The sequence below is a fragment of the Marinoscillum sp. MHG1-6 genome (genome assembly GCF_024714475.1).
Lineage (GTDB): Bacteria > Bacteroidota > Bacteroidia > Cytophagales > Cyclobacteriaceae > JAMZMI01.
Genome location: NZ_JAMZMI010000003.1, coordinates 58107 through 74831 on the forward strand (window position 1 = coordinate 58107; position 16725 = coordinate 74831).

General features: G+C 42.8%; 13 protein-coding genes. 11 read left to right on the top strand and 2 right to left on the bottom strand.

What is annotated here, in order from left to right:
- Positions 1-41 precede the first annotated feature (41 nt).
- From NXR94_RS07750 to NXR94_RS07765, 4 genes are all read left to right on the top strand, one after another.
- Entirely contained in the window at positions 42-830 is a 789-nt protein-coding gene (locus tag NXR94_RS07750) for a hypothetical protein (RefSeq protein ID WP_258104046.1), read from the top strand.
- Complete coding sequence (locus NXR94_RS07755; protein ID WP_258104047.1) at positions 827-2875, top strand: helix-hairpin-helix domain-containing protein; 2049 nt, start codon at positions 827-829, stop codon at positions 2873-2875. Before NXR94_RS07750 ends, NXR94_RS07755 begins: the two co-directional genes overlap by 4 nt.
- A gap of 85 nt (positions 2876-2960) precedes the next feature.
- Positions 2961-3542: a nitroreductase family protein gene (locus NXR94_RS07760; protein ID WP_258104048.1), complete on the top strand. Its 582-nt coding sequence runs from the start codon at positions 2961-2963 to the stop codon at positions 3540-3542.
- Positions 3543-3555: 13 nt separating this feature from the next.
- A complete protein-coding gene (locus NXR94_RS07765; RefSeq protein WP_258104049.1) occupies positions 3556-4263 on the top strand; it encodes a pirin family protein in 708 nt (235 codons plus the stop codon).
- Here NXR94_RS07765 and NXR94_RS07770 read toward each other — a convergent pair whose 3' ends face one another.
- Positions 4264-5487, bottom strand: coding sequence for an acyl-CoA dehydrogenase family protein (locus tag NXR94_RS07770; protein WP_258104050.1), 1224 nt, complete (start codon positions 5485-5487; stop codon positions 4264-4266).
- Positions 5488-5549: 62 nt separating this feature from the next.
- On the opposite strand from NXR94_RS07770, the gene NXR94_RS07775 reads away from it, so the two are divergent.
- The 5 genes from NXR94_RS07775 to NXR94_RS07795 all read left to right on the top strand — a co-directional run bounded on the left by NXR94_RS07775 (position 5550) and on the right by NXR94_RS07795 (position 12772).
- Positions 5550-6488 carry a tryptophan 2,3-dioxygenase family protein gene (locus NXR94_RS07775; protein ID WP_258104051.1) on the top strand — a complete coding sequence of 313 codons (939 nt, stop codon included), beginning with the start codon at positions 5550-5552 and terminating at the stop codon, positions 6486-6488.
- Positions 6489-6500: 12 nt separating this feature from the next.
- The gene (locus NXR94_RS07780; RefSeq protein ID WP_258104052.1) at positions 6501-8333 is read left to right on the top strand and encodes a toxin-antitoxin system YwqK family antitoxin; all 1833 of its coding nucleotides are present in this window, start codon (positions 6501-6503) and stop codon (positions 8331-8333) included.
- Between the two features lie 4 nt (positions 8334-8337).
- A complete protein-coding gene (locus NXR94_RS07785; RefSeq protein WP_258104053.1) occupies positions 8338-8706 on the top strand; it encodes a CoA-binding protein in 369 nt (122 codons plus the stop codon).
- 150 nt (positions 8707-8856) lie between these two features.
- Positions 8857-10797, top strand: a complete 1941-nt coding sequence (gene gyrB / locus NXR94_RS07790; protein WP_258104054.1) for a DNA topoisomerase (ATP-hydrolyzing) subunit B — start codon at positions 8857-8859, stop codon at positions 10795-10797.
- 121 nt (positions 10798-10918) lie between these two features.
- On the top strand, positions 10919-12772 hold the full coding sequence (locus NXR94_RS07795) for a M1 family metallopeptidase (protein WP_258104055.1): 1854 nt from the start codon (positions 10919-10921) through the stop codon (positions 12770-12772).
- Position 12773: 1 nt separating this feature from the next.
- Here NXR94_RS07795 and NXR94_RS07800 read toward each other — a convergent pair whose 3' ends face one another.
- Positions 12774-13826, bottom strand: coding sequence for a DUF1573 domain-containing protein (locus NXR94_RS07800; protein WP_258104056.1), 1053 nt, complete (start codon positions 13824-13826; stop codon positions 12774-12776).
- A gap of 72 nt (positions 13827-13898) precedes the next feature.
- Between NXR94_RS07800 and trpS the strand changes: the two genes are divergently transcribed.
- Positions 13899-14873, top strand: a complete 975-nt coding sequence (trpS, locus tag NXR94_RS07805; protein WP_258104057.1) for a tryptophan--tRNA ligase — start codon at positions 13899-13901, stop codon at positions 14871-14873.
- A 49-nt stretch (positions 14874-14922) separates the two neighbouring features.
- Positions 14923-16647: a phospho-sugar mutase gene (locus NXR94_RS07810; protein WP_258104058.1), complete on the top strand. Its 1725-nt coding sequence runs from the start codon at positions 14923-14925 to the stop codon at positions 16645-16647.
- The last annotated feature ends 78 nt before the right edge of the window (positions 16648-16725 follow it).

Sequence of the window (16725 nt, forward strand, 5' to 3'; positions counted from 1 at the left end):
CGAGACGCAGATTTATAGTAAATATTGATAATTTGCGTTATATGCGAATATTATTTCTTTTAATCCTCTTGATCATCAACTTGATTGCATTCTGCCAGGATGCCAATTATCGGATGGGAGCCACTAATGCGGCTTTGGGAGGTGCCAGTGTTACAATAGCCGATTCCTGGTCCATTTTTAACAATGTCGGCGCGATTGGAAGAATAACAGGCACCCAGGTAGCTGCCGGATATCAAAACCGATATGATATCCATGCCTTTCAGGTAAAAGCTGCAACCCTGTCACATCATTTTAATTCCGTTACCAGTGGTATTAGCTACTTCAAATTTGGTGACGACTTTTTTAACCAGCAAAAAATATCGTTGGCAATTGGCAATCAAATACAAATGGTAAGTCTCGGAATTGGTGCCAATGTAGTTCAATATCATATCGAAGGATTGGGAACCAAAAGAAGGTTCGCACTTGAGTTTGGTGGTGTTGCTGAAATCTTCCCAAAGCTTTATCTAGGAGCGCATATCTTCAATTTTCGTGAAAGTAAATACATACCTACTAACATGAAGGCCGGAATGAGCTATCGCCCCAACGATCAGGTCATGATCAATATTGAAACAGAAAAAGAAATAGGTTTTAAGGAACAGTTCAAAGCCGGCATTCAATATCAAATCATACATCCGCTATTCTTTCGAACAGGGCTCTCCACCTACCCTTTTAAAAGCGCATTTGGCCTGGGGCTTTTAGTAATGAAATTCAACATTGATTATTGTTTCTCGAGTGACAACAATCTTGGTCCTATCCATGAACTGTCTTTGGCCTACAACATTCACTCATGATATACAATCTAAAGCGGGTATTTCATCTGGTGCTACTCCTGTTATGGTTTCAAACAACACAATCACAATCTATTGAAGACTTTAATGACCTTGCGGAAAACCTTTTCTCCATTCAGGATGAAAACGTAGACTATGAGGACTTGTATGAATCACTTTTGATTCATTACACCAACCCCATCAACCTTAACAAAGCCACTCGTGAAGACCTTGACGCACTTTATATCCTGTCTCCGGTTCAAATAACATCCTTCTTTGATTACATCCAAGAGTTTGGAATGCTTCTATCCACCTATGAACTGCAAAATATCCCTCATTTTGATCTCGCCACGATAAACTTGATGCTTCCTTTTGTAACCGTAAGAGAGAAAACGGATAACCAGCCATTTCCTCAACGACTTAGGGATCCTATCAATCATTATTTTCTATTAAGGTTTACCAGAAATATTGAAGCACAAAAGGGTTATCAATCCGAAACATCCAACAAATTCATAGGAGACCCAAACAAAGTATACGGACGATACCGCCTGAGCAGTCCCGGCGATTTCAGTTTTGGTTTCACTTTTGAAAAGGATCCCGGAGAGTCATTGCAATGGAACCGACAAGCCAAAGGTTTCGACTTTTATTCGGGTCATGCATGTCTAATGAACAAGGGCATCATCAAAAGCATGATAGTGGGTGACTTCCAAATGCAGTTTGGGCAGGGTCTTGTCTTTGGCTCTGGATTTAGCCTGGGGAAAGGGTCAGAGACAATCACCACGGTCAAGCGCAACAGCACCGGAATCAGACCTTACACTAGTGTTTTAGAATCTAGTTTCTTTCGTGGAACTGCGACCACTTTACAGATTGGACGAAATGAGATTACCGGGTTCTACTCACAGCTAGCTCAGGACGCCAATCCCGTGAATGATTCCACCTATTCCAACTTTGAAGAATTCATCAACACCATCCAATCAACAGGATATCATCGTACAACCAGAGAATTATCTTCGAGAGACCAGATTTTTGAACGTTCAGCCGGAGTCATTTTCGAACAAAGACGGAACCCGCGTCTGAAGTTTGGTGCTGCTTATTTACAATCTCAGTATTCAAAACCAATTCAAAGAAAGCCCAACAACTACAACCAGTTTGAGTTTACGGGAAGCCACAATCAGGTTGGCAGCATCTACGGTTCCTATGGATGGCAAAACAGTCTCTTTTTTGGTGAAGTTGCCCGGTCCAGTTCAGGGGGAAATGGCATAATAGGCGGTTTTATCACAAGCCTCTCACCCACGCTGGATTTTAGTTTGGTGATTAGAAACTATGACAAGAATTTTCACAGCTTTTATGGGAACGGATTTGGGGAAAACAGTAGAATCATTAATGAAAAAGGTATTTACTGGGGGCTGAAGTTTCATCCGTCGAGACGACATACCTTCGCGGCTTACTATGATAAATTCAGTTTCCCCTGGTTAAAATATCGAACTGAATCTCCATCTGAGGGATTCGAATACCTTGGCCGCTACACTTTTCAACCACGAAAGGCCACCATAATCTATGCTCAGTTTCGTCAGGAAAATAAACAGAGGACCTATCTGCAAGATGGTGATAACATCAATCAACTGGTCAACACCGTGAAACGAAACTATCTGATCAACCTTGACCATCAGCTCAACGCCAATTTATCACTCAAAACACGCCTACAAACCTCAACCTTCAGAACCTCTAAACAGAAAAGTGATGGTTATGCCCTCATTCAAGACCTCACCTACCAATACAAAAGACTAAAAATTAGTGGAAGAGTGGCTGTTTTTGACACGGACTACGACAACCGACAGTACACCTATGAAAAAAATGTACTTTATGCCTTTTCCATACCAGCTTACAATGGTTTGGGAACACGCACCTATCTCCTTCTACAATACAAATGCAACCGAAGCTTGTCACTCTGGACACGCTACGGCCAATATCGGTACTATAACCAAGATTCCATTGGCTCCGGATCTACCAAAATAGATGGAAACACAAAAAGTGGAATTGAGGTTATGATGAGGTACAAGTTCAATTAGACAAAGAAGTTTTTATAAATTAAATGTAACTACATATAATGTAGTAACGTATAATTGATTATAATGAATCAAACAATCTATTAGCATGAACAAAACAGCCAAAACAACATATAAAATAAATGACCTTATTGCGAGCAGATGGAGCCCAAGATCGTTTACTGGAGAGTCTATTAGTGACGAAGATCTTTTCTCACTATTCGAGGCTGCCAGATGGGCGCCATCAGCTATGAACGAGCAGCCCTGGAGGTTTCTTTATGCCAAAAGAGGTGAAGCGGCCTTTGATAAAATGGTTGCGGCTTTGAAACCAGGCAATCAACCATGGGCACCCAACGCATCTGCCCTCATTGTCACTCTCGTGAAAAAGACATTTGAGCGCAATGGGGCTCCTAACGCAGCTGCCAGCCATGATCTTGGTCTCGCCGTAGGCAACTTGACTATTCAGGCAACCGAACTGGGATATGCACTACATCAAATGGGTGGATTTGAGCATCATTTAATAATCGATTATTTTAATATCCCGGAAGATTATGAACCTGTAACGATTATTGCTGTTGGAAAAGCAGGTAGTCCTGAACAGTTGGAGGGAGCTTTAAGAGATCGAGAACTTGCGACCCGTAATCGCAGACCTTTAGAAGAGATTGTTTTTCACGAAACATTTAACGGTTAAAAAAGGAGGAAAAATGAAAACCGTATTACATAAAGCAGACACCAGAGGTACAGCCTTTTTTGGTTGGCTGCACAGCAGACATACTTTTAGTTTCGGTAGGTACTATGACCCGGATAGAATTCATTTTGGTGCACTTCGAGTTCTCAATGATGATATCGTTGAACCGGGAATGGGATTTGGGACACACCCTCATGACAACATGGAAATAGTGTCCATCCCACTCCAGGGAGATCTGGAGCATAAGGACAGCACCGGAAATACAGAGGTAATTCGCACCGGCGATGTGCAGATCATGAGCGCAGGATCAGGGCTGACTCACTCTGAGTATAACCATTCCAAGGATGACAAAGTCAATTTTCTTCAGCTTTGGGTATTCCCGAAGGAGGAAAATATTACCCCTCGCTATGATCAAAAGACCTTTAAATCTGAAGATCGAAACAATCAGGTACAAACCGTAGTGGCTCCCGATAATGAGCAGGCACTTTGGATCAATCAGGATGCCTGGTTTTCTTTGGCTGATATTAACAAGGGTTTAACTCTCGATTATACACTTCACAGTGCTGAAAATGGAGTTTACATCTTTGTTATTGATGGGTTAGTTGATGTAAATGGCCTCAGTATCTCAAGGCGTGATGGACTGGGGGTTTATGAGACTGAGAAGCTTGAAATAAAAGCAGGCTCAGATTCCAAATTATTGTTGGTAGAAGTACCAATGCAGTAATTACTTAAAAGCCTGAATCCCTGTGATCTCGTTACCCAAAATCAATAAATGGATATCATGCGTGCCTTCATAGGTTATTACCGATTCAAGGTTCATCATATGGCGCATCATAGGATACTCTCCTGTGATGCCCATTCCTCCATGGATCTGCCGGGCTTCTCGTGCAATTGATAGGGCCGCTTCGACATTGTTACGCTTTGCAAGAGATATCTGAGGTGTCGTGGCCTTACCTTCATCCATCATTTTACCCAGTTTCCAGTTCAATAATTGTGCTTTGGTAATTTCTGTCAGCATTTCAGCCAGTTTCTTTTGGATAAGCTGAAATGACGCGATTGGTTTCCCAAATTGAACCCGTTCGATCGCATATTTACGTGCCGCTTCATAACAATCCATCGCCGCACCTACTGCTCCCCAAGAGATACCATATCGTGCCCGATCAAGACAACTCATTGGTGCACCAAGACCATCTTTTCCTGGCAAAAGATTCTCTTTTGGAACCTTTACATCACTAAAAACCAATTCACCTGTACACGATGCTCTCAACGACCACTTGCCGTGTGTTTCAGGGGTAGAAAAACCCTCCATCCCGCGCTCTACAATGAGTCCCTGCACTCTGCCCTTTTCATTCTTTGCCCAAACCACGGCTATATCTGCCTTGGGAGCATTGGAAATCCACATTTTGGCTCCATTCAACAGATAATGATCTCCTTCATCCGTAAACCGTGTCTCCATACCTCCCGGATTGGATCCATGGTTCGGCTCCGTGAGTCCAAAACAACCTAATAGTTCCCCTGAAACTAATCTGGGAAGGTATTTTTTTCGTTGCTCTTCCGACCCGTAGGCATAAATCGGGTACATGACCAGCGAGCCCTGCACAGAAGCAGTGGACCTCATGCCTGAATCGCCGCGCTCTATCTCTTGCATGATCAAACCATAGCTGATATAATCCAGTCCTCCTCCTCCATATTCTTCCGGAATCGTAGGACCGAAGGCACCGATCTCACCAAACTTTTTGACGATCTCCTCAGGAAAGTGATTGTTTTCGGCCCACCCTTCAATAAATGGGGTGATCTCCTTTTTCACAAAATCACGGATCGACGCCCGTATGAGTAGATGCTCCTCTGACAGTAAATCATCGACTTGATAAAAATCAGGTGACTCAAAATCATCTGAAAATGACCTTTTTACGTCGGAACCATGTTGGGGTGTTGATTGATTAGACATTGGCCGCTTTTGTATTATCAGTATATTGATCCAATTTTACATTCGTAAGCTAACGAACAAGAATGGGAAACCGAACTTTCAGTCCTGAGATATTGGACAAGCTGGAACAGCTTGAAGCCAAATACAAATCCAGTGGTCAAAACCTGGGATCTTATCTCGACGGACTGCTGCATGCTGACTACCTCACTTACTGGGATTATATCCATTTGGATACTCTTTTGAGCCTGCAAACGCCCAAAACCAGTTTCCCCGATGAGCGCATTTTCATCCTGTATCATCAGATTTCCGAATTGTATTTCCGCTTAATATTAACGGAACAGGAGCGACTTACGCAAGGAACTTTTACACGAGAGGAATTCAAGCGTAGTTTAAATCGAATGAACCGCTATTTCGATCATTTGATTGATTCCTTCGATGTGATGATAGATGGGATGGATACCGATCAATTTCTGCAGTTCAGAATGTCCCTATTGCCAGCTTCCGGATTCCAATCAGCACAATACCGAATGATTGAGATTAATTCAACCGACTTCCATCTACTGGTTGCTCCGGATCAACGGGACCAATTCAACGAGTATAGCAGCATTGAAGATATTTATGAGTCACTTTACTGGAAGAGAGGCGCCACAGAACTTGCCACCGGAAAGAAAACCCTTACGCTGATTCAGTTTGAAGAGAAGTATTCCAAGCAATTTATCCAGATGGCTCATGACCTTAAGGACACCAACCTTCGACAGCTATACCTGAAAAATTTTCAGGGTGATAAGGAAGTTGAGCATGAATTAAGGAACCTGGATTATAAAGCCAATGTCACCTGGCCTTTGATGCATTACAGAAGTGCAGCAAGATACCTGAACCGAGATCCTAAGGAAATCAAGGCCACCGGTGGTACTAACTGGCAGAAATATCTACCGCCCAAAAAGCAGCAGGTAGTTTTCTACCCCGGGTTGTACAAAGAGCAGGAAATGGAGGATTGGGGAAAGAAGGAAAATCTTCATTAAACCCACCAGTCCATGCGGCCCACCTTCCTAAAATATCTGCTAATCTTCTCCGTGGTCTGTCCTGCTTTCGGACAGGTGTTCGTCAAAAAAACCTTCTTTGACGCGGACACCACTCACTTAAAGGAGATGATCTCACTGAGTGAGGCAGACTCCAGCCTTCAGGGCCTTTATCAATCATTTTACTTAAACGGCTCCCTCGAATCAAGGGGTTATTATCATAACAACGAGTCGGATAGCACATGGGCTTTCTTTTATGAAAACGGTCAGAAAAAAGCTGAAGGCAAGTTTCGCGATGGCAGCCAGGTAGGAAAATGGATCTACTACTTTGAAAATGGCAATATGAAAGTTAAAGGGGCTTTCAAGGATGATGCTAAGCATGGCTCTTGGACCTTTTTCTTCGAAAATGGCAATGAAAAAAGTGCCGGTATCTATTACGAGGGTAAAAAAGAGGGCATCTGGAATTATCAGTACGAAGATGGAACACTCAAAGCACAGGCCTTTTTTAATCTGGGGAGGGGCATTTACAAAGAGTTTTACCCTGATGGTAGTCTCAAGATGGAGGGTAAAAACGTAGATGAAAAAAGTGAAGGCAACTGGACTTATTACTATCAATCTGGTGAACTGGAGGCCCACGGAGATTTTCATGATGGATTGAGAAATGGCTACTGGAAATATTACCACAAGAATGGACAGGTAGCTGCGGAGGGATTATTTGTGGATGGGCAAAAAAGTGGTCCCTGGAAATATTATTATTCTGACGGCTCTGTAAGCTCCGAAGGTCCTATGAGGCAAGATCAAAAAGATGGGTACTGGAAGCTCTACTACCCTTCAGGTATCGTCCAGGGTGAAGGCGAGTTTGAAGTGGGGACAGGAAACTATCAGGAATACTATGAGAGTGGCAAGCAAAAAGCAAGCGGAGAACTTCTTGATGGCCAAAAGCATGGAGACTGGGTCTTTTACAACGAAGAAGGGCTGGAAGATGGCGTTGCTCATTATGACAAAGGCCATGGCACCTATATGAGCTACTACCCGGACGGTAGTTTAAAGATGGAAGGTGAACTGCATGGAGACAGACGTGTTGGAAAATGGATTCTTTATAATCCGGATGGCTCCGTAGCCGGTGTTTACCGGCCTGTGTACGAAGACGAAAAGCCCATTTTTCGAACTTCAGAATCCATCGCAAAACAAGAGAAAGAGTTTATCGACAAACCCGAATACAAATACAAGAGCAACAGCATACGCTATTTCGTACCCCGGCAAGGAGAGTTTAAGGGATACATTTTTGCTACAAACCCTTTTTGGACATTATTTGGGGAATTGCCTATTGCAGCAGAATACTATATTCAGGAGCGACTCGGTTATGAATTAGAATTAACCATCATTAATGACCCCTTCTTCGAAAAGGCCGAGATCAATAAAGTGAGTACAAATGGAGTGCGTACTGAGTTTAGACAAAAGTTTTATCACCTCGATAAAAAGCTCGGGATGTTCTATTTCGGCCACCAGATCATGCTGACATACAAGTCTCACCAAATCAATAAATTAGATTCAATTTTTAATCCGCTCTCTCCAAGAGAAATAGGGTTAAAAGCAAACGAGTCGCAATTCGCGTATGGACTTTTTATTGGGAACCGATGGATGCAACGTCCGGGGAATGCGGGGGTAACTTTAGACTTCCATCTTGGAATATCGGTAGGCACCCGACTGTTCTCAAAGAAATACGCCTCGACCACCATCAATGAAGGGCTATTTAATCAGGTTCCCCAAAGAACCGGCATTACTCCTATTATCTTTGGGGTGAATATTGGATTTTCAGGTCCAAAAAGACCAAGTCCTAGTTTCTAACTCTATGAGTAAAAAAACAGCAATCATAGGAGCTACCCCACACACCTCGCGCTTTGCTTACCTCGCCGCAGAGCGTCTTACAAGTTACCATCATGAGATTGTTCCTTTAGGCATCAGGAAGGGCAACATTTTTGGGAAAGAGATCATGCAACTAAGTGATCAACCCGAAATACCCAACATTGACACGATGACTCTGTACATCAATCCCGATCATCAAAAAGAATGGGAAGATTACCTGCTTAGTCTTAGCCCTAAGCGAATCATTTTTAATCCGGGAACTGAAAACCCCGATCTTGCAAGACGGGCAGCTAATCAGGGTATCGAAACTGTGAACGGATGTACCCTGGTGATGCTCTCATCAAGTACATATTAAATTCCTTCCATCCACAATCAAAGCCCTATTTCACAGGGTTTTATTACCCCCCTTTCGCCAAGTCCATATATGGCCAAAATACCCGGGTCAGAGTGGTAGAATTTATATAGTTTTGCCTGTTATCAAAATGAACAACACAAGCAATTTACAATGAGTCAAAAAGAGTATTCAGCGAGTAATATTCAGGTACTTGAAGGTCTGGAGGCTGTAAGAAAGAGACCCGCTATGTACATTGGTGATGTAGGGGTAAAAGGACTGCATCACTTAATATGGGAAGTAGTAGACAACTCCATAGATGAAGCACTCGCCGGCCATTGTGATGAAATCACAGTTGAGATAAATGAAGATAACTCCATCACAGTAACCGACAATGGTCGTGGTATCCCGACGGACTACCATGAAAAAGAAAAAAGATCGGCACTGGAGGTGGTTCTTACGGTACTTCATGCCGGTGGTAAATTTGATAAAGACACCTACAAAGTGTCCGGTGGACTTCATGGTGTTGGGGTGTCCTGTGTGAATGCACTTTCTTCGCAATTGATCGCCACAGTTCATAGAAAAGGCACCATCTTCCAGCAGGAGTTCAGCATTGGTATTCCAAAATACGAGGTAAAAGAAATCGGTAAGACGGATAAAACAGGGACCATTATCCACTTTAAACCGGATACCGACATATTTACCGTTTCAGAGTTTAATCATGAGACGGTTGCAGCCAGACTGCGAGAGTTATCATTCCTGAATGCAGGGATCACTATTCATCTTTATGATCATCGTGAGCAAGACGAAGATGGTAAAGATTTACACGATATTTTTCACTCTGAAGGAGGGTTAAAAGAATTTGTTGAGTACCTGGATAATACCAGGGAGAAGCTAATTCCTGAGCCTATCTTTATTGAAGGTGACAAAGGGGGTATTCCCGTTCAGGTTTCCTTGAACTACAACACTTCTTACAGTGAAAATGTAGTCTCCTATGTAAACAACATCAATACCATAGAGGGAGGTACGCACGTTGCAGGCTTTAGAAGAGCTTTAACCAGAACATTAAAGTCCTACGCCGATAAATCAGGTCAACTGGAAAAAGTGAAAGTTGATATCACCGGGGATGACTTTAGAGAAGGCCTCACGGCTGTTATTTCAGTGAAGGTTGCTGAACCTCAATTTGAAGGCCAGACCAAAACCAAATTGGGTAACTCGGAGGCCATGGGAGCTGTGGATACTTGCGTAGCCGACATGCTCAATGAGTACCTGGAAGAGCACCCAAAAGAAGCGAAGCAAATTGTGCAAAAGGTAGTGTTGGCCGCACAGGCAAGACACGCCGCACGAAAAGCTCGTGAGATGGTTCAAAGAAAGAACGTGCTTTCCGGAACCGGACTACCCGGAAAACTGGCAGATTGCTCAAATAAAGATCCTCACGCCTGTGAAATTTACCTGGTGGAGGGAGACTCAGCGGGTGGATCAGCCAAACAAGGACGTGATCGAGCGTTTCAGGCTATTCTTCCGCTAAGAGGTAAGATTCTGAATGTTGAAAAGGCCCAGGAGCACAAAATATATGACAATGATGAAATCAAAAACATCATTACGGCCCTTGGAGTGAAATTTGGCAAGGAAGACGATGAAAAGGCTTTGGATACCGAAAAATTGCGCTATCATAAAATCATCATCATGACTGATGCCGATATCGATGGTAGCCATATTCGTACGCTGATCTTAACATTCTTCTTCAGGTATATGAGAGAGCTAATCGAGAACGGTTATCTGTACATTGCTCTTCCTCCCCTATACCAAATCAAAAAAGGAAAGCAGGAAAAATACTGCTGGTCCGATGATGAAAGAGATCGTTTGATTAAGGAGATCGCTGGAGAAGGCAAGGAAGATTCTGTAAACATCCAACGATACAAGGGTCTGGGAGAGATGAACCCGGAGCAGTTGTGGACCACTACCATGGATCCTCATAGCCGAAGTTTAAAGCAGGTTACTATTGAGTCAGCCGCTGAGGCAGATCACCTGTTCTCCATGCTAATGGGTGATGAAGTAGCTCCGCGTAGAGAATTCATTGAGAAAAATGCAAAATATGCGAAAGTGGATGTTTAATGCATCTTAATATTCTTTCCCATTTATAACATTGATAAACCATCAATCAAGAGTCTTACAGGCAATTGGTTGGTGGTTTTTATTTTTACACCAGGTTAAGATTCAAATAAAACATATTAACATGAAGTTTTTCATTTTGTCTATTATGGTATTCCTCATGACCACCTCCACCCCCTTCGCACAGGGTTACTGGCAACAACATGTGGACTATAAAATGGACATTGATTTCGACGCCAAGAATCATCAATTTTCCGGCAAGCAGACCCTAGTTTATTCTAACAACTCACCAGACACACTCAAAAAGGTTTACTACCACCTTTACTACAATGCTTTTCAACCCAATAGCATGATGTACTGGAAAACCTTGAGCGTACCTGATCCGGATCCCAGATTTCCATTGATGGGACAAATGGATAAGCTCAAAAAAGACGAAATAGGCTATCAGAAAGTTGCTACTCTGACTCAGGATGGAAAAGACCTTGAATGCCATGTTTCATATACCACGCTGGAAGTAAAATTGGCAGACCCGATTCCTCCGGGAGGCTCAACCACATTTGAAATGGAATTCAATGCACAGGTTCCACTCCAAATCAGAAGAACGGGAAGAGACAGCTTCGATGGCGTGGATTACTCTATGACCCAATGGTTCCCGAAAATGGCCGAGTATGATGAGAGTGGCTGGCATGCCGACCCTTATGTCGCTCGGGAGTTTCATGCACCCTGGGGAAATTATGAGGTCAATATCACCATCGATAAAGACTATGTATTGGCAGGAACCGGAATTGTCCAAAACCCTAATGAAGTAGGTTATGGCTATGAGGATGAAGGGGTGAACGTGTCCTACCCATCAGATAAATTAACATGGAAGTTTAAAGCAGAAAATGTTCATGATTTTGCCTGGGCAGCGGACACCGAATATGTGCAAAACACCATACAAACCCCAAATGGAGGACCGCTCATTCGGATATTTAGTATCGATGAGGAAGAAACCATCCTTTGGCGGACGGAATTGGCTCCACAAGCCGCAAAAATTTTCGAATCAATAGAAAAAAACTTCGGCAAGTATGGTTGGTCTCAATACTCTATCATTCAAGGTGGAGATGGTGGTATGGAGTACCCCATGGCAACATTAATTATTAATAGAAAACGAACCGGAGTCCGTTCCCTTAGCTCGCTTACCGGCACCCTCGTTCATGAGGCACTCCACAGTTGGTATCAGGGTATGCTTGCCACCAACGAAAGCTACTTTGCCTGGATGGATGAGGGCTTTACGACCTATGCGGAAGACATCATTCTAAATGAGATCAGGGACTGGGGTCAGGATTGGCCGGCGGTAGGAGGTAGTAATGAACACTATATCAATTGGGCTAAAACAGGCCTGGAGGAACCTGCTTGCACCCATGCTGACCATTTTATCACCAATAGTGGCTATGGTCGATCTGCTTATGTAAAAGGTGGTGTAGCACTCAATCAACTGAGTTACATCATTGGTGACCAAACCATGAGAGCAGGACTTATCGAGTACAGAAATGAGTGGGGATTCAAGCACCCAACACCAAATGATTTCATCAGACTCATGGAAAAGAAAAGTGATCTGGAACTGCACTGGTTTTTCGATGAGTGGATTCACACCACCAATACCATTGATTATGGGATCAAGTCGGTAGAGAAAAATCGAAAAACTACTGAAGTAACTCTATCCAAGATTGGACGCATTCCAATGCCCCTTGATATTGTTGTCACAAAGAAAGATGGATCACAGTTTCTGTACTATATCCCGATTGGCGTAATGCGCGGAGAGAAGCCGAACGAAACAGACCTTGAGCGCACCATACTTCCTGATTGGTATTGGACGCATCCGGAATATTCGTTTACTATTGATCTACCAAAATCTGATATCAAAAAAATAGAAATAGACGAGACGCAGCGCATGGCTGATCTGGACAGAACCAATAATGTTTTTAGTGCCGAATAATTCATGGTTGAACCCTGGCTTTTAGAGAAATGACCCTGACCGGATGGTTAGGGTCATTTGTGTATAGTGCTACTCGTTTATATTCATTATCACGTCGACCTTCCGTCAGGAAATAAACCTGGAAATCGAGCCGCTCATATGATTCCAGACGCTCCTTTGGAAGCAGCACACCAATGCAGCTACAATTAGGTTCTACACGCAATATCTCCAAATCACCCCTTCCGGTGTTGATCAGTTGAAAAGTGGTGACCACGCTGTCCCCTTCGGGTACCATTCCAAAATCATGTGAATCCCGATCAAGCGAAATTCTTCCGGAGGCTCCCTCCCGCTGAGGAGACGGCACTATAACGCTGGATAGCTGGTAAGTTTTCACCGAATCTTTCTCATCAGTAATCAACTCCACTTCATCCATCCTGTACCCAGGTTGTAATCCACTGGTATTCATCTTAAAGACCAGTTCCTGAACTTCATTTGGACCCATCTGTTTATCACTCAAAAACCAGGATATCGGGTTGGGACCTGTGGACCTACTGAGGTCAAATATCACAGTGTCTTCCGACTGGTTTTGAATTAGAATGCTTTTCGAAATGGTATCCCCTTCATAAAGGGTTCCAAGGCTTAACTTCTGACTTTTCGAATAAATCGCTCCCTGGCCAAATTCGAGATGCACGAGTTCGGCATCATCATAAATCACATGACCTGAAATCTCCAATGAAACGGATTCTCTGGACTTAAACTGTACTTGAATTGATTCCGAAAAATAACCTAGCCTCCCTGAAGAGAAGTAACCTACCTCAATTGCCCCTGAATCTCCGGGCGCTATTGCCTCTGAGGGCCATTCACCCACGATACACTCGCAACCAGATCTCAGGCCGATGACCGAAACTGGATCTGTACTTTTGTTTACAAATAGAAATGAATGATCCAGCCTTCCCCCGACTGCCCCTATCTTTCCAAAATCAAATTTCTTCTCAATAAAACCAACCTCATTTTGGGCTAACAGAACGAAATGAAGGCCCATTACCAAAATCACAATCCAGATATTTCTTAGCACGACTATTCTTTATTTTCTAACTCGCGACAAAGGTTCAAATTATTTAGGTTTGCACAAAAAATTTTACCCTGCATGGCAAGAATACTAACGGGCATTCAAAGCTCGGGAAAACCTCACCTTGGAAACCTACTTGGAGCCATCATTCCGGCAATAGAGCTTTCCAGGGATGAAAAAAATGAATCCTTCTTTTTTATCGCAGACTTGCACTCGCTCACAACGATCAAGGACGCAGAAGAAAGGAAGGCGAATACCCTTGCTGTGGCTGCTGCCTGGATAGCCTGTGGGTTTGATACTGAAAAAAACCTTTTCTACCGTCAGAGCAAAGTACCTCAGGTATGTGAATTGGCATGGTATCTAAATTGCTATACGCCCTTTCCTATGCTGGCTAATGCGCATTCATTTAAAGATAAGGCCGACAGACTTTCAGATGTCAACGCAGGACTTTTCACATATCCGGTATTAATGGCTGCGGATATTTTGCTTTATGATGCAAATATTGTCCCTGTTGGCAAGGACCAAAAGCAACACCTTGAGATGACCAGGGATATTGCTACTAGCTTCAACAACAAGTATGGAGAAACTTTCGTGGTCCCTGAATCAAAGATAGATGAGTCGGTCATGACCATTCCGGGCACTGATGGACAAAAGATGAGTAAGTCTTATGGCAATACCATTGACATCTTTCAGGCAGATAAGCCCTTAAGAAAATCAATAATGTCCATTGTGACTGACAGTACTCCTCTGGAAGAACCAAAAAATCCGGATACCTGTAATGTGTTCTCACTGTATTCACTTTTGGGAGAAGAAAAGGAAGTTCAGGAGCTGAGAGAGAAGTATCTGGGTGGAAATTTTGGATACGGTCATGCCAAGCAAGCATTGTTTGAATTGGTAATGGAAAAATTCAAAGTGGAGAGAGAGAAATTTCAGTACCTGATCCAAAATCCAAAAGAGCTGGAAGACCAGCTCCAAACTGGAGAAGAAAAGGCCTCAGAAATTGCCATGGACACTCTTGAAAGGGTTAGAAAAAAGATTGGATTTAGTTATTAAAATCATAAATTAACACCTCCCAAATAGCACACATTAAAATATCACCAAAATGAGTTTAGAAGCAAAGGCACAGAATTGGCTAAACAGCCAAAAAGTTGACAGTGAAACGAAAGAAGCGATAAAGAAAATGCTCAATGATTCTGACAACACAGAGTTGACAGAGTGTTTTTATAAAGACCTTGAATTTGGTACGGGTGGATTGAGAGGAATCATGGGCGTTGGTTCCAACAGAATGAACCAATATACAGTGGGGATGGCTACCCAGGGACTGGCCAATTACCTTAACGATGTCTTTTCCGGAGAATCTATCTCCGTGGCTATTGCCCACGATAGCAGAAACAACAGCCGGTTTTTTGCAGAAACGACTGCAGCTGTTTTTTCAGCCAATAACATTAAAGTTTATTTATTTGAAAGCCTTCGGCCTACTCCGGAATTATCCTTTGCTATTCGCGAATTAGGCTGTAAAAGTGGTGTGGTACTAACTGCCTCTCATAACCCTAAGGAATACAACGGGTATAAGGCTTATTGGGAAGATGGAGCGCAAATGGTTCCTCCACACGATAAAAATGTGATTACTGAGGTTGGAAAAATAACCTCGATTGATGAGGTGAAATTTGATGCACGTCAGGATCTTATCGAAATTATTGGTGAGGAAATGGACGAAAAGTATTTCAACACACTCGCTGAACTTACCCTTTCTCCAGAAATCATCAAGCAAAACCAAGACATCCCTATCGTATTCAGTTCAATTCACGGAACGGGAATTAAGGTCGTGCCTCCGGTTCTTGAGAAATTTGGGTTTACCAATGTCACAGTAGTTGACGAGCAGGCTGAGCCTGATGGCAACTTCCCTACTGTCGTATATCCTAACCCGGAGGAAGCTGAAGCTTTGACACTGGCTTTGAAAAAGGCTAAAGAAGTGAATGCGGAGCTGGTAATGGCTACAGACCCTGATGCTGACCGTGTAGGAATTGCAGCCAGAAATAAAGACGGGGAATTTGAATTGTTAAATGGAAACCAAACGGGATCCTTACTTCTCTACTACCTCGCCAAAAAATGGAAAGAGAACGGAAAAATTGACGGCAAACAGTTCATGGTGAAAACCGTGGTGACCACCGACCTTATTGCTAAGATCGCGGCTAAGTTCGATGTCAAACTCTACGATACACTTACCGGCTTTAAATACATTGCAGAAATCATCCGGAAGCTAGAAGGAAAAGAGAAGTTTATAGGTGGCGGAGAGGAAAGCTACGGCTATCTTGTAGGAGATTCTGTAAGAGATAAAGATGCAGTGGCTTCATGTGCCTTAATAGCTGAAATGACAGCATGGATATTATCAGAAGGTTCAACCATATTTGATACCCTTGAAAAAATTCACAGGGAGTTTGGTCTGTATCAGGAATCATTGAAGTCAATTACTAAAAAAGGGAAATCGGGAGCCGAAGAAATTAACGAGATGATGGCTAACTTCAGGAACAATCCTCCTCAAACTTTGGCGGGCTCTCCTGTGGTAGAATTAATCGATTATAAATCGAGTACTAGTAAGAACCCAACAAATGGTACTGAAACTAAAATTGATTTTCCATCTTCCAATGTTCTACAGTTTTTAACTGCCGATGAAACCAAAGTATCAGTAAGACCTTCGGGAACAGAACCCAAGATCAAATTTTATTTTAGTGTGAAGGGCGAGCTTAGTAGTACTGAGGATTACGAAAATGCGAAACAGCTATTAAAAAATAAAACAAATAAAATCATAGAAGAGCTTGGTATTTAGCCAATTGAGTAGTTTTGTTAAAATTAATGTTATGGCTATCTTGCCGAGATTAAATAAAATCCCAATATATTTATATTG

Coding starts and splice junctions, on each gene's coding strand:
- NXR94_RS07750 (WP_258104046.1), top strand. CDS start 42: ATGCGAATATTATTTCTTTTAATCCTCTTGATCATCAACTTGATTGCA.
- NXR94_RS07755 (WP_258104047.1), top strand. CDS start 827: ATGATATACAATCTAAAGCGGGTATTTCATCTGGTGCTACTCCTGTTA.
- NXR94_RS07760 (WP_258104048.1), top strand. CDS start 2,961: ATGAACAAAACAGCCAAAACAACATATAAAATAAATGACCTTATTGCG.
- NXR94_RS07765 (WP_258104049.1), top strand. CDS start 3,556: ATGAAAACCGTATTACATAAAGCAGACACCAGAGGTACAGCCTTTTTT.
- NXR94_RS07770 (WP_258104050.1), bottom strand. CDS start 5,487: ATGTCTAATCAATCAACACCCCAACATGGTTCCGACGTAAAAAGGTCA.
- NXR94_RS07775 (WP_258104051.1), top strand. CDS start 5,550: ATGGGAAACCGAACTTTCAGTCCTGAGATATTGGACAAGCTGGAACAG.
- NXR94_RS07780 (WP_258104052.1), top strand. CDS start 6,501: ATGCGGCCCACCTTCCTAAAATATCTGCTAATCTTCTCCGTGGTCTGT.
- NXR94_RS07785 (WP_258104053.1), top strand. CDS start 8,338: ATGAGTAAAAAAACAGCAATCATAGGAGCTACCCCACACACCTCGCGC.
- gyrB (WP_258104054.1), top strand. CDS start 8,857: ATGAGTCAAAAAGAGTATTCAGCGAGTAATATTCAGGTACTTGAAGGT.
- NXR94_RS07795 (WP_258104055.1), top strand. CDS start 10,919: ATGAAGTTTTTCATTTTGTCTATTATGGTATTCCTCATGACCACCTCC.
- trpS (WP_258104057.1), top strand. CDS start 13,899: ATGGCAAGAATACTAACGGGCATTCAAAGCTCGGGAAAACCTCACCTT.
- NXR94_RS07810 (WP_258104058.1), top strand. CDS start 14,923: ATGAGTTTAGAAGCAAAGGCACAGAATTGGCTAAACAGCCAAAAAGTT.